Raw genomic sequence first — 16598 nt, 5'->3', positions numbered from 1 at the left:
GTGTCGGCCAAGGGTTCGGTCTCCGATTGGAAGGCGGTATGGCCGCTTCCTAATACGGATCGGGCGGGATGTGGACCTCTCATCCGGCCACCCTATCCTCTTCTGCTCATTCCTCCCCTTGCCGGGGAGGAATGAAGGTCATCCAGTACCCTCGCGGTTTCTCTAACCCACATAGATACCCGCAATCCGCCATTCACCCTTCTCCCGCTCCAGCGTCACAGTCTCGATGATCGCCGCCGAGGTGCCGAAGCGGGTGGTGAACCGCACCATGCGATACCCGGCGGGCGGTGCGGGAATATTCTCCTGGCTGAGCAGCGTCCGCGACACCGTCTTGCCCAGGTGCGTCCGCACCTTTTCCGACGCGGCGGCCCAGACCTGTTCGGTGTTGAGCTGCCGAAAGCTGGTCGTGGTCAGGTGATAGCTGTCGGCCCAGCGGCCCTGGTCGATCAGTTGCAGGAAACGCTGTGCGACCTCCACCGCCGCCAGATCGGCGGCCACCGTCGGAGCCGCTTGCGGCGGTGTGGAGGTCATATGGGTCAGGCCGCCAAGGGCCAGCAGGCTGAGGACAAGGGTCATGAGTATCGCTCCGATAATGATCCGAGGGCGGCGGATACCGCGCCCCGCGCCGATGTCCGGCGCCGTGTCTTCCTGCGTGATCGGGCCCGACCGGTCCTCCCCGATTGGCGTGTCCCCGATAGAATTGGGGGGCGGTGGCCGATCCTCGACCTCCAGCAGCATCCGCGCCGCCTCCCGACTGCTCGACACCGCCAGCTTGCGCCGCGCATCGCGCAGCCGTTCGTTGATGGTGTGGACCGACAGGTTCAATTCGCGCGCGATCGACTTGGCGTCATGCCCTCGCACGATCAGGCGCAGCGTCTGCTTCTCCCGCTCGGTCAGCGCCGCAACGCCCGCTTTGCCCTGCATCGTCATAGGGCGAACTATGCAATGGATGACCCACGCCGCCACCCTCAAAAAATTGTACTTGCCCTGCCGAAGGTTCCGCCGCTCGACGGCTGAGTCCTTTTGTCATCACATTGCCGCAAAATGGCGGGAATCCGTGCTTTTTTCTGCGGAACCCTGAGTCCCGATTATGGACAAAGGAGTACAAGCCGGTAGCCGCCGTACATGGCAGCCGCCCTGTTTCTCCTTCTGGCAGTGATCCTGGCCTTTGCCGGAGGGGGCGGACCGTGGATGCTGATCGCGACCGTTGCAGCGGCCACGGCGGCGGGAACACGACTGCCCGATCTCGACACGCCGCTCCAGCTCCAGCATCGCAGCGCGCTGGTTCACAGCGTCCTGCCCTTCTACATCGCGACGCTCGACCTGCGGACCTGGCCGGTGGCGGCGGGGCTGGGTTTTGGCGTCGGCTTTCACCTAGCGGCCGATCTGTTTCCCGGCACGATGCGCGGTTTCGCGACGATCAAGATGCCGCTGATCGGCTCGATCGGCGTATTCCCCTCCTATCTGTGGATCGCGCTAAACGCCGCCGCGAATATGATCGGCGCGCTCGTCACGCTGGAGTGGGTCGCCGCCGACCGGGTGGCGGCCTGTGCCCTGGCCGCGACGGGAGTGCTGGGCGCCAACTATCTGCTGCGCGCCAAGGGCGGGCTCTATGCGCTGACCGTGATGATCGGCCTGGGCTGGCTGATGCTGCGATAAAGCCCAGGAATTGGCGTTTCGGTTCGATTGCGGTAAGGGCTTCCCCTCTGCCACCAAGAAGCAGGGCCATCAGGAGCGGATGCCGGACCCTTGACCCGGACCCTCGATGACCGCAGCAACCGCTTCCCCTGCCGAAACCCTGCCGCCCAGCCCGATCGGGCGTCCGCATAGCCTGCTGGAAGACGCCTATGCGATCTTCATCGGCGTCACCCTGCTGATCGTCGGGCTGATGTTCCTGAAGGCGGCGGGACTGGTGACGGGCGGAATCGCGGGCGTGGCGCTGTTGCTGTCCTATCTGCTGCCATTGCCCGCAGGCGTGCTGTTCACGCTGGTCAACATCCCCTTCTTCCTGTTCGCGCACAAGGTGATGGGCGCGCGGTTCGCGGTGAAGACCGTGCTGGTCAATATCGGTATCGGCGTCGCCTCGGCGATCACGCGGGTGTCGGTGCATGTCGACGGCGTGCATCCGGCCTTTGCCGCGCTGGTCGGCGGCACGGTGATCGGCATGGGCATCTTGGCACTCGCCCGGCACCAGGCCGGGGTCGGCGGCACCGGGGTCATCACCATCTGGCTCTATCGCAAGCGCGGGTGGAATATGGGCATGACCCAGGTCGCACTCGACGTCGTCATCCTGGCGATGGCGATCCCGGTCGTCTCGGGCCCGCAAATGATGTGGTCCGCGATCAGCGCGGCGGCGATCAGCCTGATCCTGTTCGCCTGGCACCGGCCGGGATTGTATATGGGGCGGTAAGAATATCCTCCCCGGCACGGGGAGGTGGCAGCGCGTATGCGCTGACGGAGGGGGGCTGCGACACAGGACTCGCCCGGCGGAGAGCCCCCTCCACCATGCTTCGCATGGTCCCCCTCCCCGTTACCGGGGAGGAGTTTAGGCTCAGTCGCCCTTCTTCAGGTGACGGCGGCCGAGCAGTTCGGCGATCTGCACGGCGTTCAGCGCGGCACCTTTCCGCAGATTGTCCGACACGCACCACAGCGACAGGCCGTTATCGACCGTCGAGTCCTCACGCACGCGGCTGATGAAGGTCGCATAGTCGCCGACGCACTCGACGGGCGTGACGTATCCGCCGTCCTCACGCTTGTCGATCAGCATGACGCCGGGCGCCTCGCGCAGGATGTCCTGGGCTTCCTCGGCCGAGATTTCGTTCTCGAACTCGATGTTCAGCGCTTCCGAGTGGCCGACGAAAACCGGCACGCGCACGCAGGTCGCCGTCACCTTGACCTTGGGGTCGAGAATCTTCTTGGTCTCGGCGACCATCTTCCACTCTTCCTTGGTCGAACCGTCGTCGAGGAAGCTGTCGATATGCGGGATCACGTTGAAGGCGATCTGCTTGGTGAACTTGGCTGCCTCCACCTGGTCGCCGACGAAGATCGCACGGCTCTGGTTGAACAGCTCGTCCATGCCCGCCTTGCCCGCGCCGGAAACCGACTGGTAGGTCGCGACCACCACGCGCTTGATCTTGGCGGCATCGTGCAGCGGCTTGAGCGCCACCACCATCTGCGCGGTCGAGCAGTTCGGGTTGGCGATGATGTTGCGCGCCTTGTAGCCGTCGATCGCCTCGGGGTTCACTTCCGGCACGATCAGCGGCACGTCCGGGTCCATGCGGTAGAGCGAGGCATTGTCGATCACGGTGCAGCCGGCGGCGGCAAACTTGGGCGCGTAGATCGCGCTGCCTTCGGAGCCGATCGCGAACAGCGCGATATCCCAGCCGGTGGGATCGAAATGCTCGATATTCTGGACCTTGTACTGTTTGCCGGTCTCGCCGAAGTCCACCATGTCGCCGGTCGAGCGCGACGACGCCAGCACGGCGAGATCGTCGATCGGGAATTCCCGCTCGGCCAGGATGTTGAGCATTTCGCGACCGACATTGCCGGTGGCGCCTGCGACGACGACACGGTAGCCCATTTGTACCTCTTTCTTGCCCACGCCAGCATCAGGCGGCGCGAAGGCTCTTTAGTGGGGATGGAAGGTGGAATGCACCAGCATTCCGCTGCTTCGCTGCATAAAGCGCAGCTATCGCGCCCGGACTACGGGCGCGCTGTAATTCGCGTGGATGTGGCGCGTTTTCGAAGCATCGCGGGACCCGCTAGCAGAAACAAAGCTGCGTGGCGAGCCCCTTTTTGCGCAACTTCATGCCGCAGCAAGCACCCCCTCGGGTGTCGCCGGTCGAGGGCGCCGGAAGGGCTGCCAGCGCACATAGGCGAGCGACCGCCAGGCCCATTCCATCGGTCCCATCGAAAAAGCACGCAGCCACAGATTGGCGAGCAACACCTGGAACGCAAGCACGGCCAGCACGACACCGTACAGCCCGCTCCAGCTGAGCTTGCCCCACAGCCCCGGCCCCCAGGGCGCGAACAGGATGTAGATGGCGACGAACTGCTGGAGGAAATAGAGCGAGAAGGCCGTCCGTCCCGCCGCCTTGAACGGCGCCAGGATCGCCGCGCCGACGCTGCTGCGCACCGCAAGATTGATCAGCGCGACATGGCCGATCGATACCAGCATCCGCGCCGGTTCCTGGGTGAACCAGAAGCTGTGCAGGATCGGCACCGGCGACAGCATCTCGTGCGCCCCGATGCCGCGCGCGATCATCCCCGGCAGGTAGCAGCCAAGCATCAGCAGCGCGTAGAAGCGCGTGCTGCGACCGCCCTGCACCACCCGCCATTTCCACAGCGCGATGCCGACCAGCATCATGCAGAACGCCTCGGCGATGCCGATGGCGAGCTGCGGCAGCATGAACTCGGTGTAGAAGCCGATATACATGCCGGCATAAGCGAGCCAGCTGCCGCTGTGCCCCGCCTTCTCCATCGCCTGGATCTTCTTGCCCTGCTCGCCCCCCGTAGCGCGGCGCTCGAGCAATGCTCGCCAATCCTTCTGTTGGGCCTGCTCGGCCTTGGTCAGCGGCTGGTGCGCTGCGACCTTCTTCTCGATCGCAGGCACCGCGGCGAGCAACTCGGCACGCTCCATGTAGATCGGCACCGCGGTGACGACCATGAACAGCGCGAACAGCGACCCGAACGCCAGCAGCAGCCGGGGCCCCAGCAGCCGGAACGGGAACAGGAACAGCGCGGCGAGCGCATAGATGTGCAGGATGTCCCCGGTCCACAGGAAGACGAAGATGTCGAGCAGCCCGAACCCGAGCAGCCAGAGGTTGCGCCGCCAGTATAGGTCGGCGACGGCGACCGGCCCGTCCGGTCGCATCGCCTTGGCCGCCAGCACCATCAGGCCGCAGCCAAACAGGATTTCGAGCACCCCGCGCTGCGTGCCTTCCAGCACGACCTGCACGACGCTCCAGCTCCATTGGTCGAGCGGGGTCCAGCCGATGATCTGCGGCTTGTTGAACATCGCCATGGCCGTCTGGCCTTCGAAGGGGATATTCATGAAGAAAATGCCGAGGATGGCGAGTCCTCTTAAGATGTCGAGGACATCGATCCGTGCCGATCCGCGTACCGGCGCAAGTTGCGCCACCCCTTCAACTGCCATGGCTCGCCCCCGTCACCTGGACGGAGGCGAGCCTATGCCTGCGCAGTAGGAGAGTCGAGTCCGAAGAATTTATCCTCAGAAGCTCGCCCATTCTTCGACATCGGCGCCGGTCTGGCGCACGGTCGATACCGATGCCGAGTGCGCCGGGGTGGATGCCACCGGCAGGGCGTGCACCCGCGAGCGCGCCGGCTTGCGGCCACCGCGATTGCCGGCGTTGAAGCGCGCGGCCTGCTCGCTGAGCGAGGTGACTTCGGAGCTCAGGTTGCGCGCCGCAGCCGAGGTTTCCTCCACCATCGCCGCATTTTGCTGGGTGGTCTGATCGATGCTGTTCACCGCTGTCGCAACCTGGGTGACCGCAGTCGCCTGCACCTGGTTGTCCCGCGCCATTTCTTCCAGCAGCGAATGGACTTCGTTCACATCGCCGACGATCGCACCCAGGGCGCTATCGACGCGGCGTACCATGTCGACGGCGGCGTTGATGTCCGTCTGGGTCGCGGTCAGCTGGTCGCGGGCCCGACCGGCCTCTTCCTCGGCGCGCATCGCCAGCGCCGAGACGAGATCCGCGACCACCGCGAAGCCGCGGCCCGCCTCGCCGGCGCGGCCCGCTTCCACCGCGGCGTTCATCGCGAGAACGCGGGTCTGGAAGGCGATCTTGTCGAGGCCCTCGATGACGTTGTCGATGCCCTTCGCACTCTCCGAAACGCGGGTCATCGCCTGCATGGCCTCATCGGCGACGCTGCGGCCGGAGTCGACCACGCCGATCGCCCCGGTGGCCCGCTCGACCGTCTTGGTCGAGGCGGCGGCAGTGGCCTTGATACGCTGATCCATCTGGCTGACCGCCGCGGAGGTTTCCTCCAGGCTGGCAGCCGCGCCCTCGGTGCGGCGGGCAAGGTCCTCGCTTGCCTGGGCGATCTCCGCCGAGCCGGTCAAAATGGTCTCGGCGCTTTCGATCACGGCGGCGATCAGTTCGCGCAGGGAAGCGACGGCGGCGTTGAAGTTCTGCTTCAGCCCTTCATATTCGGGATCGAAGCGTGCCTCGATCGTGGCCGTAAGGTCACCGCCGGCGAGCTTGGCGAGGCGATCCTCGAGCGTATCGACGACGAGCGCCTGGGCGGCCTCGGCGCGCTTCTTGGCCTCGGCCAGTTCGGCCTCGCGCATCGCGGCTTCCTTGAAGACGAGCACGGACTTGGCCATGGCGCCGACCTCGTCGCCGCGGTCGGTGCCGGGCACGTCCACCTGGTGCTCGCCGCCGGCGAGCGACCGCATCGCGTCCTGCAGCTTGCCGAGCGGGCCCGCGATCTGCGAGCGGGTAACGAAGATCGAGATCGCGATCGACGCCGCGGCGGCGATCAGCGACACCAGCATCAGCGTGTAACCGGCGGTCGTGGCCGCTGCGGTCATCGCGCTGGACTGGTCGGTGGCGGCGGCGAAACGCTTGTCGTTATACGCCTTCATCTTCTTGGTGAACGCCAGGCCGAGGTCATCGGCCTGGGACAGCAGCTGTTTGGCACGATCATTATCGTTCCTGAGCCCCGCTTCGACGGCAGGCCCCACAAGTTGCTGGATCACTTCGACGTCCGAACGAAAACCGGCGATATCGGCTGCGATCGACTTGTCGTGGCTGGCCACCTCGTCGAGGTACGACAGCCCCTGCTTGTACGCCTCCGCGGCATCGACGGCAGCGCGCTTGGCCTGCGCGGACGTGCCATCATAGACTAGTGTGCGGTACGCAGCATACATCATCGTGGTGACGTTGCGATTGACCCGGATCAGCTTGGACGTGTCCGGCATGTCGCGATTTACGAGGATCGCATAGCTGTCGTCGATGCTGTTGGCGACCCGGCCGCCGTACCAGCCGACACCCAATGTCGCGATTCCCAGAAGGGCCAGCATCAGTACGATCTTCAGCTGAATTTTCGCGTTCATCAGGAACCGCATTGCCACTCGCTCCATAACCCGACGGGCGCATTACCTGCACCTTTCGGAGATTATAGACGTCATGCGTGCGGCATCGGTTTTGGACGGCGCCGCATTTCTACGTATCTACGGGGAAATGCGGAGATTGGACGGGCTGCCCGGCACCCGCCGGGCAGCCTCGGGCACGCTTATCTGGCGGGCGCGCTGCGATCCAGGAAGCCGAGGATCGTGTTCCACAGATGCTCGCTGATGCCGGGTCCGCCGACGCGGTGGGTCTGGCCGGGATACAGCATCATCTCGAACGGCACCCTCTGCTGCTGAAGCGCCGCATACATCGCCGTGCCGTTCTCCAGCACCACATTGTCGTCCGACATGCCATGGATCATCAGGAGCGGATCGGCGATCTTCGCGGCATCGCCGATCGTCGACGAGCCCGCATACGCCTCCGGTACCTTGCGCGGATCCCCCATATAGCGTTCGGTATAATGGGTGTCGTACAACTCCCACTTGGTCACCGGCGCGCCGGAGACGCCGGCAGCGAAGGTACCCGGCGCCGCCTCCAGCATCTTCAGCGTCATATAGCCGCCATAGGACCAGCCATAGGTGGCGATGCGCTTCGGATCGACGAAGGGTAGCGTCTTGAGGAAGGCCGCCCCTGCCAGTTGGTCCTGCACTTCCACACTGCCCATGGCGTGCCAGATCGCGCTTTCGAACGCGACGCCGCGATTGGCCGAACCGCGATTGTCGATCTGGAACCAGACATAGCCGTGCTGCACCAGATATTGCTGGAGCGCACCGCCCCAGGCGCGGCTGACCGTCTGCGAATGCGGCCCGCCATAATGCTGGAAGAACACCGGGTAGCGCTTCCCGGGCTCCAGCTTCGGCGTGATCATCTCCCAGTGCAGTTCGGTGCCGTCCGGGCCCTTCAGCGTGCCGAAGGTCCGTTCGCGGTGCGCGGGCAGATAGGCATGGTACGGGTGCTTGGGATCGCCAACCGCATTTTCCTGCACCCAGGCGATCCGCTTGCCGTCCGCATCCGCCAGATAGACCTGGCGCGGCTGGTTCGGATTGGAGCGGCTGACGATCGCGCGCGTGCCGCTGGCATCCATGCTGGCGGCGTTCCACCAGCCGCGTTCGGTCAGGCGGGTGATCGCCGCTGGCTTGCGATAGTCGAGCGCATAGAGGTGCCGTTCCAGCACGTCGTCCTTGTTGCCCTGGAAGTAGAGCCGCCCGCGCTTCTGATCGACGCTGATGCCATCGGGCGCGACTTCCCACGGCCCCTTGGTCAGCTGGGTGAATTTGCCCGCCTGCCAGCGATAGAGATGGCCATGCCCATCCCGCTCCGACCACCAGATCAGGCTGCCGTCGTCGAGCGGCTTCAGGCCGTAGCTGAGGTTGATCCAGCTTTTCGGGGCAGCCTTCTCACTGAACAGCACGCGCGCGGCACCCGTCGCAGGATCGACCGCGAGCAGGTCGAGTTGCGTCTGTTCGCGGTTCTCGCGCTGGACATACAGGGTCTTGCCGTCGGGCGCCCAGTCGACGCGGGCGAGATAGATGTCGCGGTCCGGCCCTAGATCGACCTTCACGCGCTGCCGCCCCGAGGGATCGAGCACATACAGCTCGACCAACGCGTTCGGCGTGCCCGCCTTGGGATAGCGCTGCTGGACGATGCTGGTCCCCTCGGCGCCGATCGCGGCGCGCGTGACGATGCCCACCGGCGCCTCGTCAAACCGTTCCACGGCGACATAGGCGTCGTTCGGCGCCCACCAATAGCCGGTGCTGCGCGCCATCTCCTCCTGCGCGACGAACTCGGCCTCGCCCCAGTGCACCGTGCCGGCGCCGTCCGGGGTGACGCGGCTCGCCTTGCCGGTGGTCAGGTCCATGACGACCAGGTTCTGGTCCTGCACATAGCTGGCGAAGGTACCGGCCGGGCTGAGCGCGGCGTTCAGCTTGGGGCCGGCCGCTGCCGGTAGCTTGTCGACCTCGCCGGTCAGCCGCGCGCGGAACAGCTCGCCGTCCAGCGGCACCAGGATCGAGCGACCGTCGGGCGCCCAGTCATAGGCGACGATGCCCTTGGTGCCGCCGATACGGGCGCGCTCGCGCTGCATCTTCTCGGCTTCCGATAATTCTGCTCCGGATCCGATCTTCTTCGAATCGACCAGCATTCGCCACTGGCCGGTACTGGTATCCAGTGCCCACAAATCGTAGCGCTCGCGATCATCGTCGCGATTGCGCAGCAGCGTCAGATATTTGCCATCCGGGGACAGCTGCACCGCGCGCGGCGCGGCGCCGTCCAGCGACGGGCTGGCGAAGATCCGCTGGAGCGTCAGCTGCGGTGCTCCCTGCGCCAGCGCAACGTCGTCAGCCATGCCCGCCCCGATTGCGATCGCCGCTGCGGCAACCCCCTGCTTCCATGTGCGCATCCCATACTCCGCCTGTCCGGCTCAACCAGCCGATCGGCGGACGGTTTATCGCACCTGAAGCATGCGTAAAGAGATCCTGCGCTCCGGTGCCTACGCCGGAACGCATGCGCCTCCGAGCCTCAGATCCCCGCCAACATGGCCGCAAATTCAGTCGATTGTATTGGAGAACCGTTTCCACGAGCAACGCGATTGCGCGAGTCGCACGATATTGTTGCAGTACATTACGATGATCGCTGTATAGATGAATCAAAGGTCCGCATTGCGCCCCTAGATATTTCGGTAAACTATGTTAAGATTAAGTTCAGCCTGCGTTCCTCAAGACCAAGGTGGACAGGGTTTAGAATCGCCCCGTGGTTGAGTGGAAACGGAATTGCGACGCATGTCCTTTGACGGGATGGCCAGGATGGAAATCGACGTCCGATTCGAACGCGCGACGCGGCTGCTGCAGCGCAGTTGGCCGGGATCGACCGTACTTACGCCGGCCGATATCGGCTTGGGCGAAGAACAATCCGCTTCCGCCGACTTCATCGCCATCATCGAATCGCTGAGCGACGCAGGGTTTCTTGCCTATGAAGCGCTGATTGTCGCGCCGGATGGACCGATGGTGATAGACGCTGCACTCACCGCCCGTGGCAGGGCCGCGCTAGATGCGGGAGCCGACCTGACGCACTGAACCGAGCGTTCCGAGCCAGATGCGAAACCGCGGGACATCGCGTTTCACCATTGCCCGAACAGCCTTCAATGCAGGCTGCGGCACGCCCGATCCACCGACGCGGCGAGCGCGCGCAGCACTGCCACATCTGCATCGCTGAACGCGCGATCCCCGCGGCCGAGCACCACCAGCGCACCGACACGCCGTTCATCCCGCCAGATCGGTACCGACAGCTGGCTACGATACCCCTTGGCAAGTGCCAGAAGCGGCTTCACCAGCAGCCGCGCGGGTTCATCTGCCGCAACGCCGTGCGCGGCGGCCATGACAACGCGCGAACCGGTCTGCAGTACCGCAACGTCCCCCCGCAGCAGCGCGACCGCGACCCGCGCGATTCGCAAATCCTGTGCGCCTGCGTCTTCAACCCTGCTCCGTTGCGGCGACGTTTCCGAAACACCACCAGCCGTTACCCAACGCGACATACGCACACCCTGATGAAAACGTTTCTCTGCATATTCAGGTGCGCAAGATCATTGCAGTACGGAAAACTACCACCGCAACCGCCGAGCGGCGGGCCCCTGCTGTTCCAGATCGAGACGTGATGCGGCAGGAGTTATCAACTGGTTAATTCGTTTCGGACCAAAACCACGTCTAGGCAGATTTTGCCTAGTCACGTACATGCTGCGCCCATGTCGATAGCGGCCATGCGGAATACGCGAGTCGCCCCGAATCGACGAAATATAGTTGCGGCATCTGCCTTCGGGTCGAGACGTGACTTCAGATGCCAGCAACGTCGGGCGAGGGGCCTGGAGCGAAGGACGTCGCGTCTCGCTCACCAGCCTCGCAACCGGACGAACGCGATTTGAGGAGGACGGAATGTCGATCAACGGGGATGGGAGCGAGGCGCTGAGCACGCTTGATCCGCGCTGCGTCGCTGCGATTGCCTCCACGCTGCAGCAATGCTGGCCGGGCAGCGCGACCCTTAGCCCGATCGGGCTCGGCCTCGGCGCTACGCTGGATCGCCACCACGCCTTCATCGCCACCGTCCAGGAGCTCTGCGACCGTGGCCTGCTCGCCTATGAAGCGCTGCTGATCGGCATCAGCGGCCCTGAAGTGCGCGACGCCGCACTGACCGCGCGCGGCCGCGCAGTGCTGCAGGATACCTCGCTGCGCGCTGCGGCCTAAAGCCGGGCGGGGCGCCCCCTTCCCTTTTCGCATCCAATCCTCGGTACAGGCTGCGCCTTTTCCTGCGCCGCCCATGGCTTCCGGCGCAGCGCCGACGCAGTACATGAAAAAAGGCGCGTGGACCGGTCGGGTCCACGCGCCTTTTCGTACCTGGGAAGGCCAGCCTTATTCGGCGGCCTGCGCCTCGGTGCGGGTGTCGCGGCGCTCGGCGATACGCGCCGACTTGCCGGTACGACCACGCAGATAGTAGAGCTTCGCACGACGCACGACACCGCGACGCACGACCTCGATCGAATCGATGTTCGGCGAATAGAGCGGGAACACGCGCTCCACGCCTTCACCGAACGAGATCTTGCGGACGGTGAAGTTCGAACCCATGCCCTTGTTGGCGCGCGCGATGCACACGCCTTCGAAGTTCTGCACGCGGGTGCGCTCGCCTTCGACGACCTTCACACCGATGCGGACGGTGTCGCCCGGGCGGAATTCCGGAATCTTCTTGGCTTCGTTGAACTTGGCAATCTGCTCGGCTTCGAGCGTCTGGATGAGGTTCATCTCAGTCAGTCCCATGTTTTCGCCGCGCGCCAGAGGGAGACTGGACCCGAACGCCCTCGTGGCGTTCCCAAAGGTCTGGCCTCCTTAGCCGTGTATCGGTCTCCGCCATGGCGCGTCGCCAGGCTTCGATCCTCGCATGATCCCCCGATCGCAGCACTTCGGGGATCGTGCGCCCTTCCCATTCGACAGGTCGGGTATATTGCGGATATTCGAGCAGCCCCGTTTCGAAGCTCTCGTCCATGCCGCTGGAAGCCGCGCCCATTACGCCGGGAACGAGCCGAATGCAAGCGTCGAGCAAGGTCAGCGCCGCCATCTCGCCGCCCGAGAGGATATAGTCGCCGATCGACACTTCCTCGATGTCGCGCGCTTCGAAGATGCGCTCGTCGAACCCCTCAAACCGGCCGCACAGCACGATCGCGCCCGGCCCTGCCGCCAGCTCGCGCACCCGGTCCTGGGTGAGCGGCCGTCCGCGCGGGGTCATCGCGAGCAGCGGGCGGCCGGCGCGCGCGACGCTATCGATCGCCGCGGCCACCACATCGGCGCGCAGCACCATCCCTGCCCCGCCCCCAGCCGGGGTATCGTCGACCGAGCGGTGCTTGTCGGTCGCGAAGTCGCGGATCTGCACGGTCTCGAGCGACCACAGCCCCTCTCGCAGGCCACGTCCGGCCAGCGAAATGCCGAGGGGCCCCGGAAACATCTCGGGGTACAGCGTCACGACGGTAGCAGCGAAGGTCACAGCGTCCAGTTCTCGATTCTGAGGTCGGGGATGTCGGCGAAATCCCGTTCGTTGTTGGTGATCAGCGTGAGCCCGGCCGCTAGCGCCTGCGCGGCGATCAAGCGGTCCAGGCGCGCCCGCCGGAACGGCAGCCGCGCATAGGCCTCTGCGGCGGCGCCGTCGAAGGGTAGTAGCAGCACATCCCGGAGAAAGCCCTGCAATGCCTGCTCGGCCTCCGGTGCTCGAATGCCCAGCCGCACCTCCGCATAGCTGATCGCGGAGACAGCAAGACTACCCCGACGCTGCGCCCGCACCCGCGCATTGAGCCCCTGCACCGCCCCTTGCAGGAGGTAGATGCAGATATTGCTATCGAGCAGGAAAACCGGTTCAGCCATCGCGTCGCAGCTTGCGCAGATCCCAGTCAAGTTCTCGAACTTGGATTTCACGATCCTCGTCCGGGATGAGCTTCAGGTCCGGCAGTGCCCCGATCCAGTCGCTGCCGATCGGCGCTTCGCTGTCTACCGGCTCCACCGAAAAGCCGCGGCGCTCCTCGCGAAGCACCACTTCCGCGCCCTCCTTCAGGCCCAGCGCCTTGGGCAGGCGCAGCGCCAGCGAATTGCCCGACTTGAAAATCCTGGCGCGATATTCCTCGCCCATATGCCGCCTCCGTATATACGCCATGTATATACATCCGTCGCGCCGCGCAACGCGCGTCAGAACCAGTTTTCGATTCCCAGCCCCGACACCGCCCGGAAATCGCGGACATTATGGGTGACCAGCGTGGCGCCAAGCGCGAGCGCATGCGCGGCGATCAACCGATCGTGCCGTCCGCGCGCCGCGCGTGCGGCCGGAAAGGCGCGCGCCGCCGCCGTATCGAAGGCCAGCACCGGCAATCGGGCGAGCAACGCGTCAAGCCCGTCCCCCGCCCCCTCCATCAACTCGGCCAGGCTGATCGCGGAAAGCGCGATCGTGCCCGGCGGCGCCGCCGCGATCCGCCGCGCGACCGTCGCGCCACCGCCGCGCAGCAGGCGGATGCAGACGCAGGTATCGAGCAGATAGTCGGGCGCGGCCATGCCCCGCCCTACACCGCATCGCGGAACCTGTCGCGCGCTCCACGCGCTGGGGCGCGATGGACGATTGCATCATCATCGGCGGCGGCCCGGCGGGGCTCACCGCCGCCATCTATCTCAGCCGCTACCATTTGAAGATCCGCCTGTTCGACTGCGGATCGAGCCGCGCTGGGCTGATCCCCTGCACCCGCAACCACGCCGGCTATCCGGAGGGCATCGCCGGCCTCGACCTGCTCGCCGCGATGCGGGCGCAGGCCGAGAAATACGGGACCGTGCGCGAGGCGGCGAAGGTAACCGGCCTCAGCCTGGTGGACGGCGGATTTGCGGCGCGCGTGGGCGACCGCGACCTGCAGGCGCGCGCGGTGCTTCTGGCGACCGGCGTCGTCAATCACCGCCCGCCGATGCCCGACGACCTGCACGATACCGCGCTGGCGCAAGGGCAGATCCGCTATTGCCCGGTGTGCGACGGCTATGAAGTGACGGACACGCGCGTCGCCGTCTATGGCACCGGCGAACATGGTGCGCGGGAGGCGCTGTTCCTACGCAGCTTTACCAAGGACGTGACCTTGATCGCCCCCGATCGCCACACACTGCCCGCCGCGCAGCTGGCACAGCTGGATGCGGCGGGCATTCGCCGCGTCAACGGCCCGGCCGGCGACTGGGCGCTGGAAGGCGGGCGGATTGCGGTCTCCACCGCTGCCGGCCGCCTGGCGTTTGACAGCCTCTACCCTGCGCTCGGCTCGCACATTCGCTCGGAACTGGCCGTCGCGGTGGGCGCGCGCGCCGACGGCAGCGGCTGCCTCGAGGTGGACGACCACCAGCGCACGTCGATCCCCGGCCTGTTCGCGGCGGGGGACGTGGCCAAGGGGCTCGACCAGATCAGCCACGCGATGGGCGAGGCCGGCGTCGCCGCGACCACCATCCGCAACATGCTCAACGCCGAAACGCCGCTCTGGCGCTAGCTGCTGCAGCCGCCGCAGCCGCCACCGCAGCCCCCGCTGCCGCTGCCGCCGTCACTGCTGCCGCCATCGGTGACGCTCGCGCCGCCATCGCCCCCGGCGGTGCGGAGACGGTGCAACGCCTCCCATCCGGAGCCGATAAGGATGCTCGTCCCGAACAGCGCCACACCGAGCGCCGCCTCCGCGTCGGTGGGCGCCCGGCGGAGCCGCGCATGACGTGCGCACGCCGCTGCGACGGCAACGCGGCCCGCACGCGTTCGTTGGTCGAAGCCGGCGAGACGCACGACCGCCACGACCACGGTCACGATCAGCGCGATGGTCAGAAAGCCGACCGGCCTTCCCCGCGCCTCGCCGATCGCGAGCTTGACCAGCCCGAAGCAGGCCAGCAGCACGAAGGGCGCCGCCTGGGCGATGCGCACGCGCCAGCCCTCGCCTTCGGTCATCAGCAGTCCTTGCGCCGTCAGTCTCGCGCGGATTGCCTGGCCGAGACCGGCGAGCGCCCGGTCCACGCGGTGCCAGCGCAGCGGCTGCGGCAAGACCCGCAAGGCGGTGACGGCCGGCGTCGCCGGGGCGTCCGCGGCGAGGACAAGATGCTGTTTCGCGTCCACCGCCAGATGGCCCGTCGCCAGCAGCTGCATGGCGACCATCTCGCTATGCCGCGGCAGACCACCTGCGAGCACGGCCGCATCCTCCGGCGGCAGGTGCAGCGGGCGCCGCCCCTCCGGCCGCAGCGCATGCGACAGTCGTCCGCTGGCAAGGCAGGCCAGCAGGAAAAGGGCGGCGTACAGGATCAGAAACGGCCCGCCCGACAGATCGAAGGGTCCGAGTGCCATGGTTCATCCACTCCCTGGGAGCAACGCACCCATCCATCCGGCCGCCAGCGCCAGCCCCAGGAGCAAGGCGCCGATGGCCGCGTGCCGGCGCGGCACGATGAAGGCGTCGCGCGGGTGCACGCGCCGCGCCTTGTGGTCCTCGGTCAGTCGCCGCGCCGCGTCGGGCCACAGATCCGCAGGCGGCGGGCCGAACACGCGCTCGTAGCTGCGCAGGGTTTCGGCATAATGGAGGAAGAAACGATGCTGTTCGCCCGGTCCGCCAGCGGTAGGGCCATGGTGCAGCGGCCGCCCCAGCACCTGCGGGCAGAAGCGCTCCCAATAGTCGCGGGTATAGGTGAGGTGCAGGTGCCAGGCCTGGTCGACCGCGTCGGACGGCGTGACGACATGGCCGCAGGTGGCTGCGAGAAAGCAGAATCGGCGATATTCTTCGAACACGCGCTCGGCATGCGCGCGGCTCCAGCCATTTTCGCACGCCAAACGCGCCACGAACGGCAGCAGCGCGTCGTCGGGACCGACAAGATAATGGGATAGCTTCTTCCAGACCGGATGGTCGGCGATTGGTTCATGCGGGCCCAAGGGCGCTTGCATCGATTTCCCAGTAGCATGCTGGGAAATAATTGTCGAGCGTTACTCGATGAACGCGCTCGCTACCACGAGCTGCGTCGCGTCCCAGCTCGGCACCGCCTCGGGGCGCATCGGCACCATGAAGCGCTTGCCGTCGGGCCGCTCGATCTCGATCACGTCGCCCGCGCCATAATCGTCGATCGCGACGACGCGGCCGATTGGGGCGCCGTCTTCCCCCATCACGGGCAGGTCGAGCAGGTCGATATGGTAATATTCGCCCTCGCCCAGCGGCGGAAGGGCGGAGCGCGGCACCGTCAGTTCGGTGCCGCGCAGCGCCTCGGCGGCGTTGCGGTCGGCCACTTCGGCGAAGCGGGCGATCACGCCATTGGATCCGCCGCGCACCGACTTGAGCGTCAGCGTGCCGCCGTTGAAGCTTTTGTGCGCCGCCAGATCCTCGGCGAACACCTTCAGCCGCACCTCGCCGGCGATGCCGTGCGCACCGATCACGGCGGCAAGCGTCACCGGGCGATCGCCGCGGGTCGAGGGAGCGGAAGGTTCTGCCATGATGAAACTCTG

General features: G+C 66.1%; 19 protein-coding genes. 5 read left to right on the top strand and 14 right to left on the bottom strand.

Translation table 11 applies throughout. The features are described 5' to 3' along the window. Positions 1-162: 162 nt before the first annotated feature. Entirely contained in the window at positions 163-930 is a 768-nt protein-coding gene (locus QZ814_RS03900; RefSeq protein WP_294329778.1) for a DUF4019 domain-containing protein, read from the bottom strand. A 195-nt stretch (positions 931-1125) separates the two neighbouring features. Between QZ814_RS03900 and QZ814_RS03895 the strand changes: the two genes are divergently transcribed. Both QZ814_RS03895 and QZ814_RS03890 read left to right on the top strand, forming a co-directional pair. Continuing rightward, positions 1126-1659 carry a hypothetical protein gene (locus tag QZ814_RS03895; RefSeq protein ID WP_294329777.1) on the top strand — a complete coding sequence of 178 codons (534 nt, stop codon included), beginning with the start codon at positions 1126-1128 and terminating at the stop codon, positions 1657-1659. A 106-nt stretch (positions 1660-1765) separates the two neighbouring features. Next, the gene (locus QZ814_RS03890) at positions 1766-2410 is read left to right on the top strand and encodes a YitT family protein (protein ID WP_058715919.1); all 645 of its coding nucleotides are present in this window, start codon (positions 1766-1768) and stop codon (positions 2408-2410) included. Positions 2411-2551: 141 nt separating this feature from the next. Here the strand turns inward: QZ814_RS03890 and QZ814_RS03885 are convergent, their stop codons facing one another. The 4 genes from QZ814_RS03885 to QZ814_RS03870 all read right to left on the bottom strand — a co-directional run bounded on the left by QZ814_RS03885 (position 2552) and on the right by QZ814_RS03870 (position 9441). Next, positions 2552-3580, bottom strand: coding sequence for an aspartate-semialdehyde dehydrogenase (locus QZ814_RS03885; RefSeq protein ID WP_294329776.1), 1029 nt, complete (start codon positions 3578-3580; stop codon positions 2552-2554). Positions 3581-3805: 225 nt separating this feature from the next. Further along, positions 3806-5155 (bottom strand): DUF418 domain-containing protein, encoded by a 1350-nt coding sequence (locus QZ814_RS03880; RefSeq protein ID WP_294329775.1) that lies wholly within the window; start codon positions 5153-5155, stop codon positions 3806-3808. A gap of 75 nt (positions 5156-5230) precedes the next feature. After that, complete coding sequence (locus tag QZ814_RS03875) at positions 5231-7081, bottom strand: methyl-accepting chemotaxis protein (protein ID WP_294329774.1); 1851 nt, start codon at positions 7079-7081, stop codon at positions 5231-5233. Between the two features lie 179 nt (positions 7082-7260). After that, positions 7261-9441, bottom strand: a complete 2181-nt coding sequence (locus QZ814_RS03870; RefSeq protein WP_294329773.1) for a DPP IV N-terminal domain-containing protein — start codon at positions 9439-9441, stop codon at positions 7261-7263. A 457-nt stretch (positions 9442-9898) separates the two neighbouring features. Between QZ814_RS03870 and QZ814_RS03865 the strand changes: the two genes are divergently transcribed. After that, the gene (locus QZ814_RS03865; RefSeq protein WP_294329772.1) at positions 9899-10168 is read left to right on the top strand and encodes a hypothetical protein; all 270 of its coding nucleotides are present in this window, start codon (positions 9899-9901) and stop codon (positions 10166-10168) included. A gap of 65 nt (positions 10169-10233) precedes the next feature. On the opposite strand, the gene QZ814_RS03860 is transcribed toward QZ814_RS03865, so the two are convergent. Further along, on the bottom strand, positions 10234-10626 hold the full coding sequence (locus QZ814_RS03860; RefSeq protein WP_294329771.1) for a GAF domain-containing protein: 393 nt from the start codon (positions 10624-10626) through the stop codon (positions 10234-10236). Positions 10627-11020: 394 nt separating this feature from the next. On the opposite strand from QZ814_RS03860, the gene QZ814_RS03855 reads away from it, so the two are divergent. Next, positions 11021-11329, top strand: coding sequence for a hypothetical protein (locus QZ814_RS03855; protein ID WP_294329770.1), 309 nt, complete (start codon positions 11021-11023; stop codon positions 11327-11329). Positions 11330-11494: 165 nt separating this feature from the next. Here QZ814_RS03855 and rplS read toward each other — a convergent pair whose 3' ends face one another. The 5 genes from rplS to QZ814_RS03830 are packed head-to-tail and all read right to left on the bottom strand — an operon-like array spanning position 11495 to position 13669. Further along, positions 11495-11881 carry a 50S ribosomal protein L19 gene (gene rplS / locus QZ814_RS03850; protein WP_064309669.1) on the bottom strand — a complete coding sequence of 129 codons (387 nt, stop codon included), beginning with the start codon at positions 11879-11881 and terminating at the stop codon, positions 11495-11497. A gap of 1 nt (position 11882) precedes the next feature. Beyond that, complete coding sequence (trmD, locus tag QZ814_RS03845) at positions 11883-12617, bottom strand: tRNA (guanosine(37)-N1)-methyltransferase TrmD (RefSeq protein ID WP_294329769.1); 735 nt, start codon at positions 12615-12617, stop codon at positions 11883-11885. Further along, positions 12614-13042: a type II toxin-antitoxin system VapC family toxin gene (locus QZ814_RS03840; protein ID WP_365898061.1), complete on the bottom strand. Its 429-nt coding sequence runs from the start codon at positions 13040-13042 to the stop codon at positions 12614-12616. Before QZ814_RS03840 ends, trmD begins: the two co-directional genes overlap by 4 nt. Next, positions 12984-13253: an AbrB/MazE/SpoVT family DNA-binding domain-containing protein gene (locus QZ814_RS03835; RefSeq protein WP_294329768.1), complete on the bottom strand. Its 270-nt coding sequence runs from the start codon at positions 13251-13253 to the stop codon at positions 12984-12986. Before QZ814_RS03835 ends, QZ814_RS03840 begins: the two co-directional genes overlap by 59 nt. 56 nt (positions 13254-13309) lie before the next feature. After that, on the bottom strand, positions 13310-13669 hold the full coding sequence (locus QZ814_RS03830; RefSeq protein ID WP_294329767.1) for a type II toxin-antitoxin system VapC family toxin: 360 nt from the start codon (positions 13667-13669) through the stop codon (positions 13310-13312). Between the two features lie 56 nt (positions 13670-13725). On the opposite strand from QZ814_RS03830, the gene QZ814_RS03825 reads away from it, so the two are divergent. Continuing rightward, positions 13726-14628, top strand: a complete 903-nt coding sequence (locus QZ814_RS03825; protein ID WP_294329766.1) for an NAD(P)/FAD-dependent oxidoreductase — start codon at positions 13726-13728, stop codon at positions 14626-14628. On the opposite strand, the gene QZ814_RS03820 is transcribed toward QZ814_RS03825, so the two are convergent. From QZ814_RS03820 to rimM, 3 genes are read right to left on the bottom strand one after another with little or no spacing between them, the layout of a single operon-like run. Beyond that, a complete protein-coding gene (locus tag QZ814_RS03820) occupies positions 14625-15458 on the bottom strand; it encodes a TIGR04222 domain-containing membrane protein (RefSeq protein ID WP_294329765.1) in 834 nt (277 codons plus the stop codon). The two genes, QZ814_RS03825 and QZ814_RS03820, sit on opposite strands and share 4 nt — an antisense overlap. A gap of 3 nt (positions 15459-15461) precedes the next feature. After that, positions 15462-16046, bottom strand: a complete 585-nt coding sequence (locus tag QZ814_RS03815; protein ID WP_294329764.1) for a hypothetical protein — start codon at positions 16044-16046, stop codon at positions 15462-15464. 39 nt (positions 16047-16085) lie between these two features. Next, positions 16086-16586, bottom strand: coding sequence for a ribosome maturation factor RimM (gene rimM / locus QZ814_RS03810; protein ID WP_294329763.1), 501 nt, complete (start codon positions 16584-16586; stop codon positions 16086-16088). Between the last annotated feature and the right edge of the window lie 12 nt (positions 16587-16598).

It is taken from the genome of uncultured Sphingomonas sp. (assembly GCF_913777625.1).
Classification (GTDB): Bacteria; Pseudomonadota; Alphaproteobacteria; order Sphingomonadales; family Sphingomonadaceae; genus Sphingomonas.
The sequence above is the reverse complement of the archived record's forward strand: the minus strand, read 5'-3'. Positions and strand labels throughout refer to the sequence as shown.

Excerpts from the sequence above, each read along its gene's own strand:
- QZ814_RS03880 (WP_294329775.1), bottom strand. The coding sequence starts at position 5,155 with ATGGCAGTTGAAGGGGTGGCGCAACTTGCGCCGGTACGCGGATCGGCA.
- QZ814_RS03815 (WP_294329764.1), bottom strand. The coding sequence starts at position 16,046 with ATGCAAGCGCCCTTGGGCCCGCATGAACCAATCGCCGACCATCCGGTC.
- QZ814_RS03900 (WP_294329778.1), bottom strand. The coding sequence starts at position 930 with ATGACGATGCAGGGCAAAGCGGGCGTTGCGGCGCTGACCGAGCGGGAG.
- QZ814_RS03890 (WP_058715919.1), top strand. The coding sequence starts at position 1,766 with ATGACCGCAGCAACCGCTTCCCCTGCCGAAACCCTGCCGCCCAGCCCG.
- QZ814_RS03820 (WP_294329765.1), bottom strand. The coding sequence starts at position 15,458 with ATGGCACTCGGACCCTTCGATCTGTCGGGCGGGCCGTTTCTGATCCTG.
- QZ814_RS03860 (WP_294329771.1), bottom strand. The coding sequence starts at position 10,626 with ATGTCGCGTTGGGTAACGGCTGGTGGTGTTTCGGAAACGTCGCCGCAA.
- QZ814_RS03855 (WP_294329770.1), top strand. The coding sequence starts at position 11,021 with ATGTCGATCAACGGGGATGGGAGCGAGGCGCTGAGCACGCTTGATCCG.
- QZ814_RS03875 (WP_294329774.1), bottom strand. The coding sequence starts at position 7,081 with ATGAACGCGAAAATTCAGCTGAAGATCGTACTGATGCTGGCCCTTCTG.
- rimM (WP_294329763.1), bottom strand. The coding sequence starts at position 16,586 with ATGGCAGAACCTTCCGCTCCCTCGACCCGCGGCGATCGCCCGGTGACG.
- rplS (WP_064309669.1), bottom strand. The coding sequence starts at position 11,881 with ATGAACCTCATCCAGACGCTCGAAGCCGAGCAGATTGCCAAGTTCAAC.
- QZ814_RS03830 (WP_294329767.1), bottom strand. The coding sequence starts at position 13,669 with ATGGCCGCGCCCGACTATCTGCTCGATACCTGCGTCTGCATCCGCCTG.
- QZ814_RS03895 (WP_294329777.1), top strand. The coding sequence starts at position 1,126 with ATGGCAGCCGCCCTGTTTCTCCTTCTGGCAGTGATCCTGGCCTTTGCC.
- QZ814_RS03865 (WP_294329772.1), top strand. The coding sequence starts at position 9,899 with ATGGAAATCGACGTCCGATTCGAACGCGCGACGCGGCTGCTGCAGCGC.
- QZ814_RS03885 (WP_294329776.1), bottom strand. The coding sequence starts at position 3,580 with ATGGGCTACCGTGTCGTCGTCGCAGGCGCCACCGGCAATGTCGGTCGC.
- QZ814_RS03870 (WP_294329773.1), bottom strand. The coding sequence starts at position 9,441 with ATGGCTGACGACGTTGCGCTGGCGCAGGGAGCACCGCAGCTGACGCTC.
- QZ814_RS03835 (WP_294329768.1), bottom strand. The coding sequence starts at position 13,253 with ATGGGCGAGGAATATCGCGCCAGGATTTTCAAGTCGGGCAATTCGCTG.
- QZ814_RS03825 (WP_294329766.1), top strand. The coding sequence starts at position 13,726 with ATGGACGATTGCATCATCATCGGCGGCGGCCCGGCGGGGCTCACCGCC.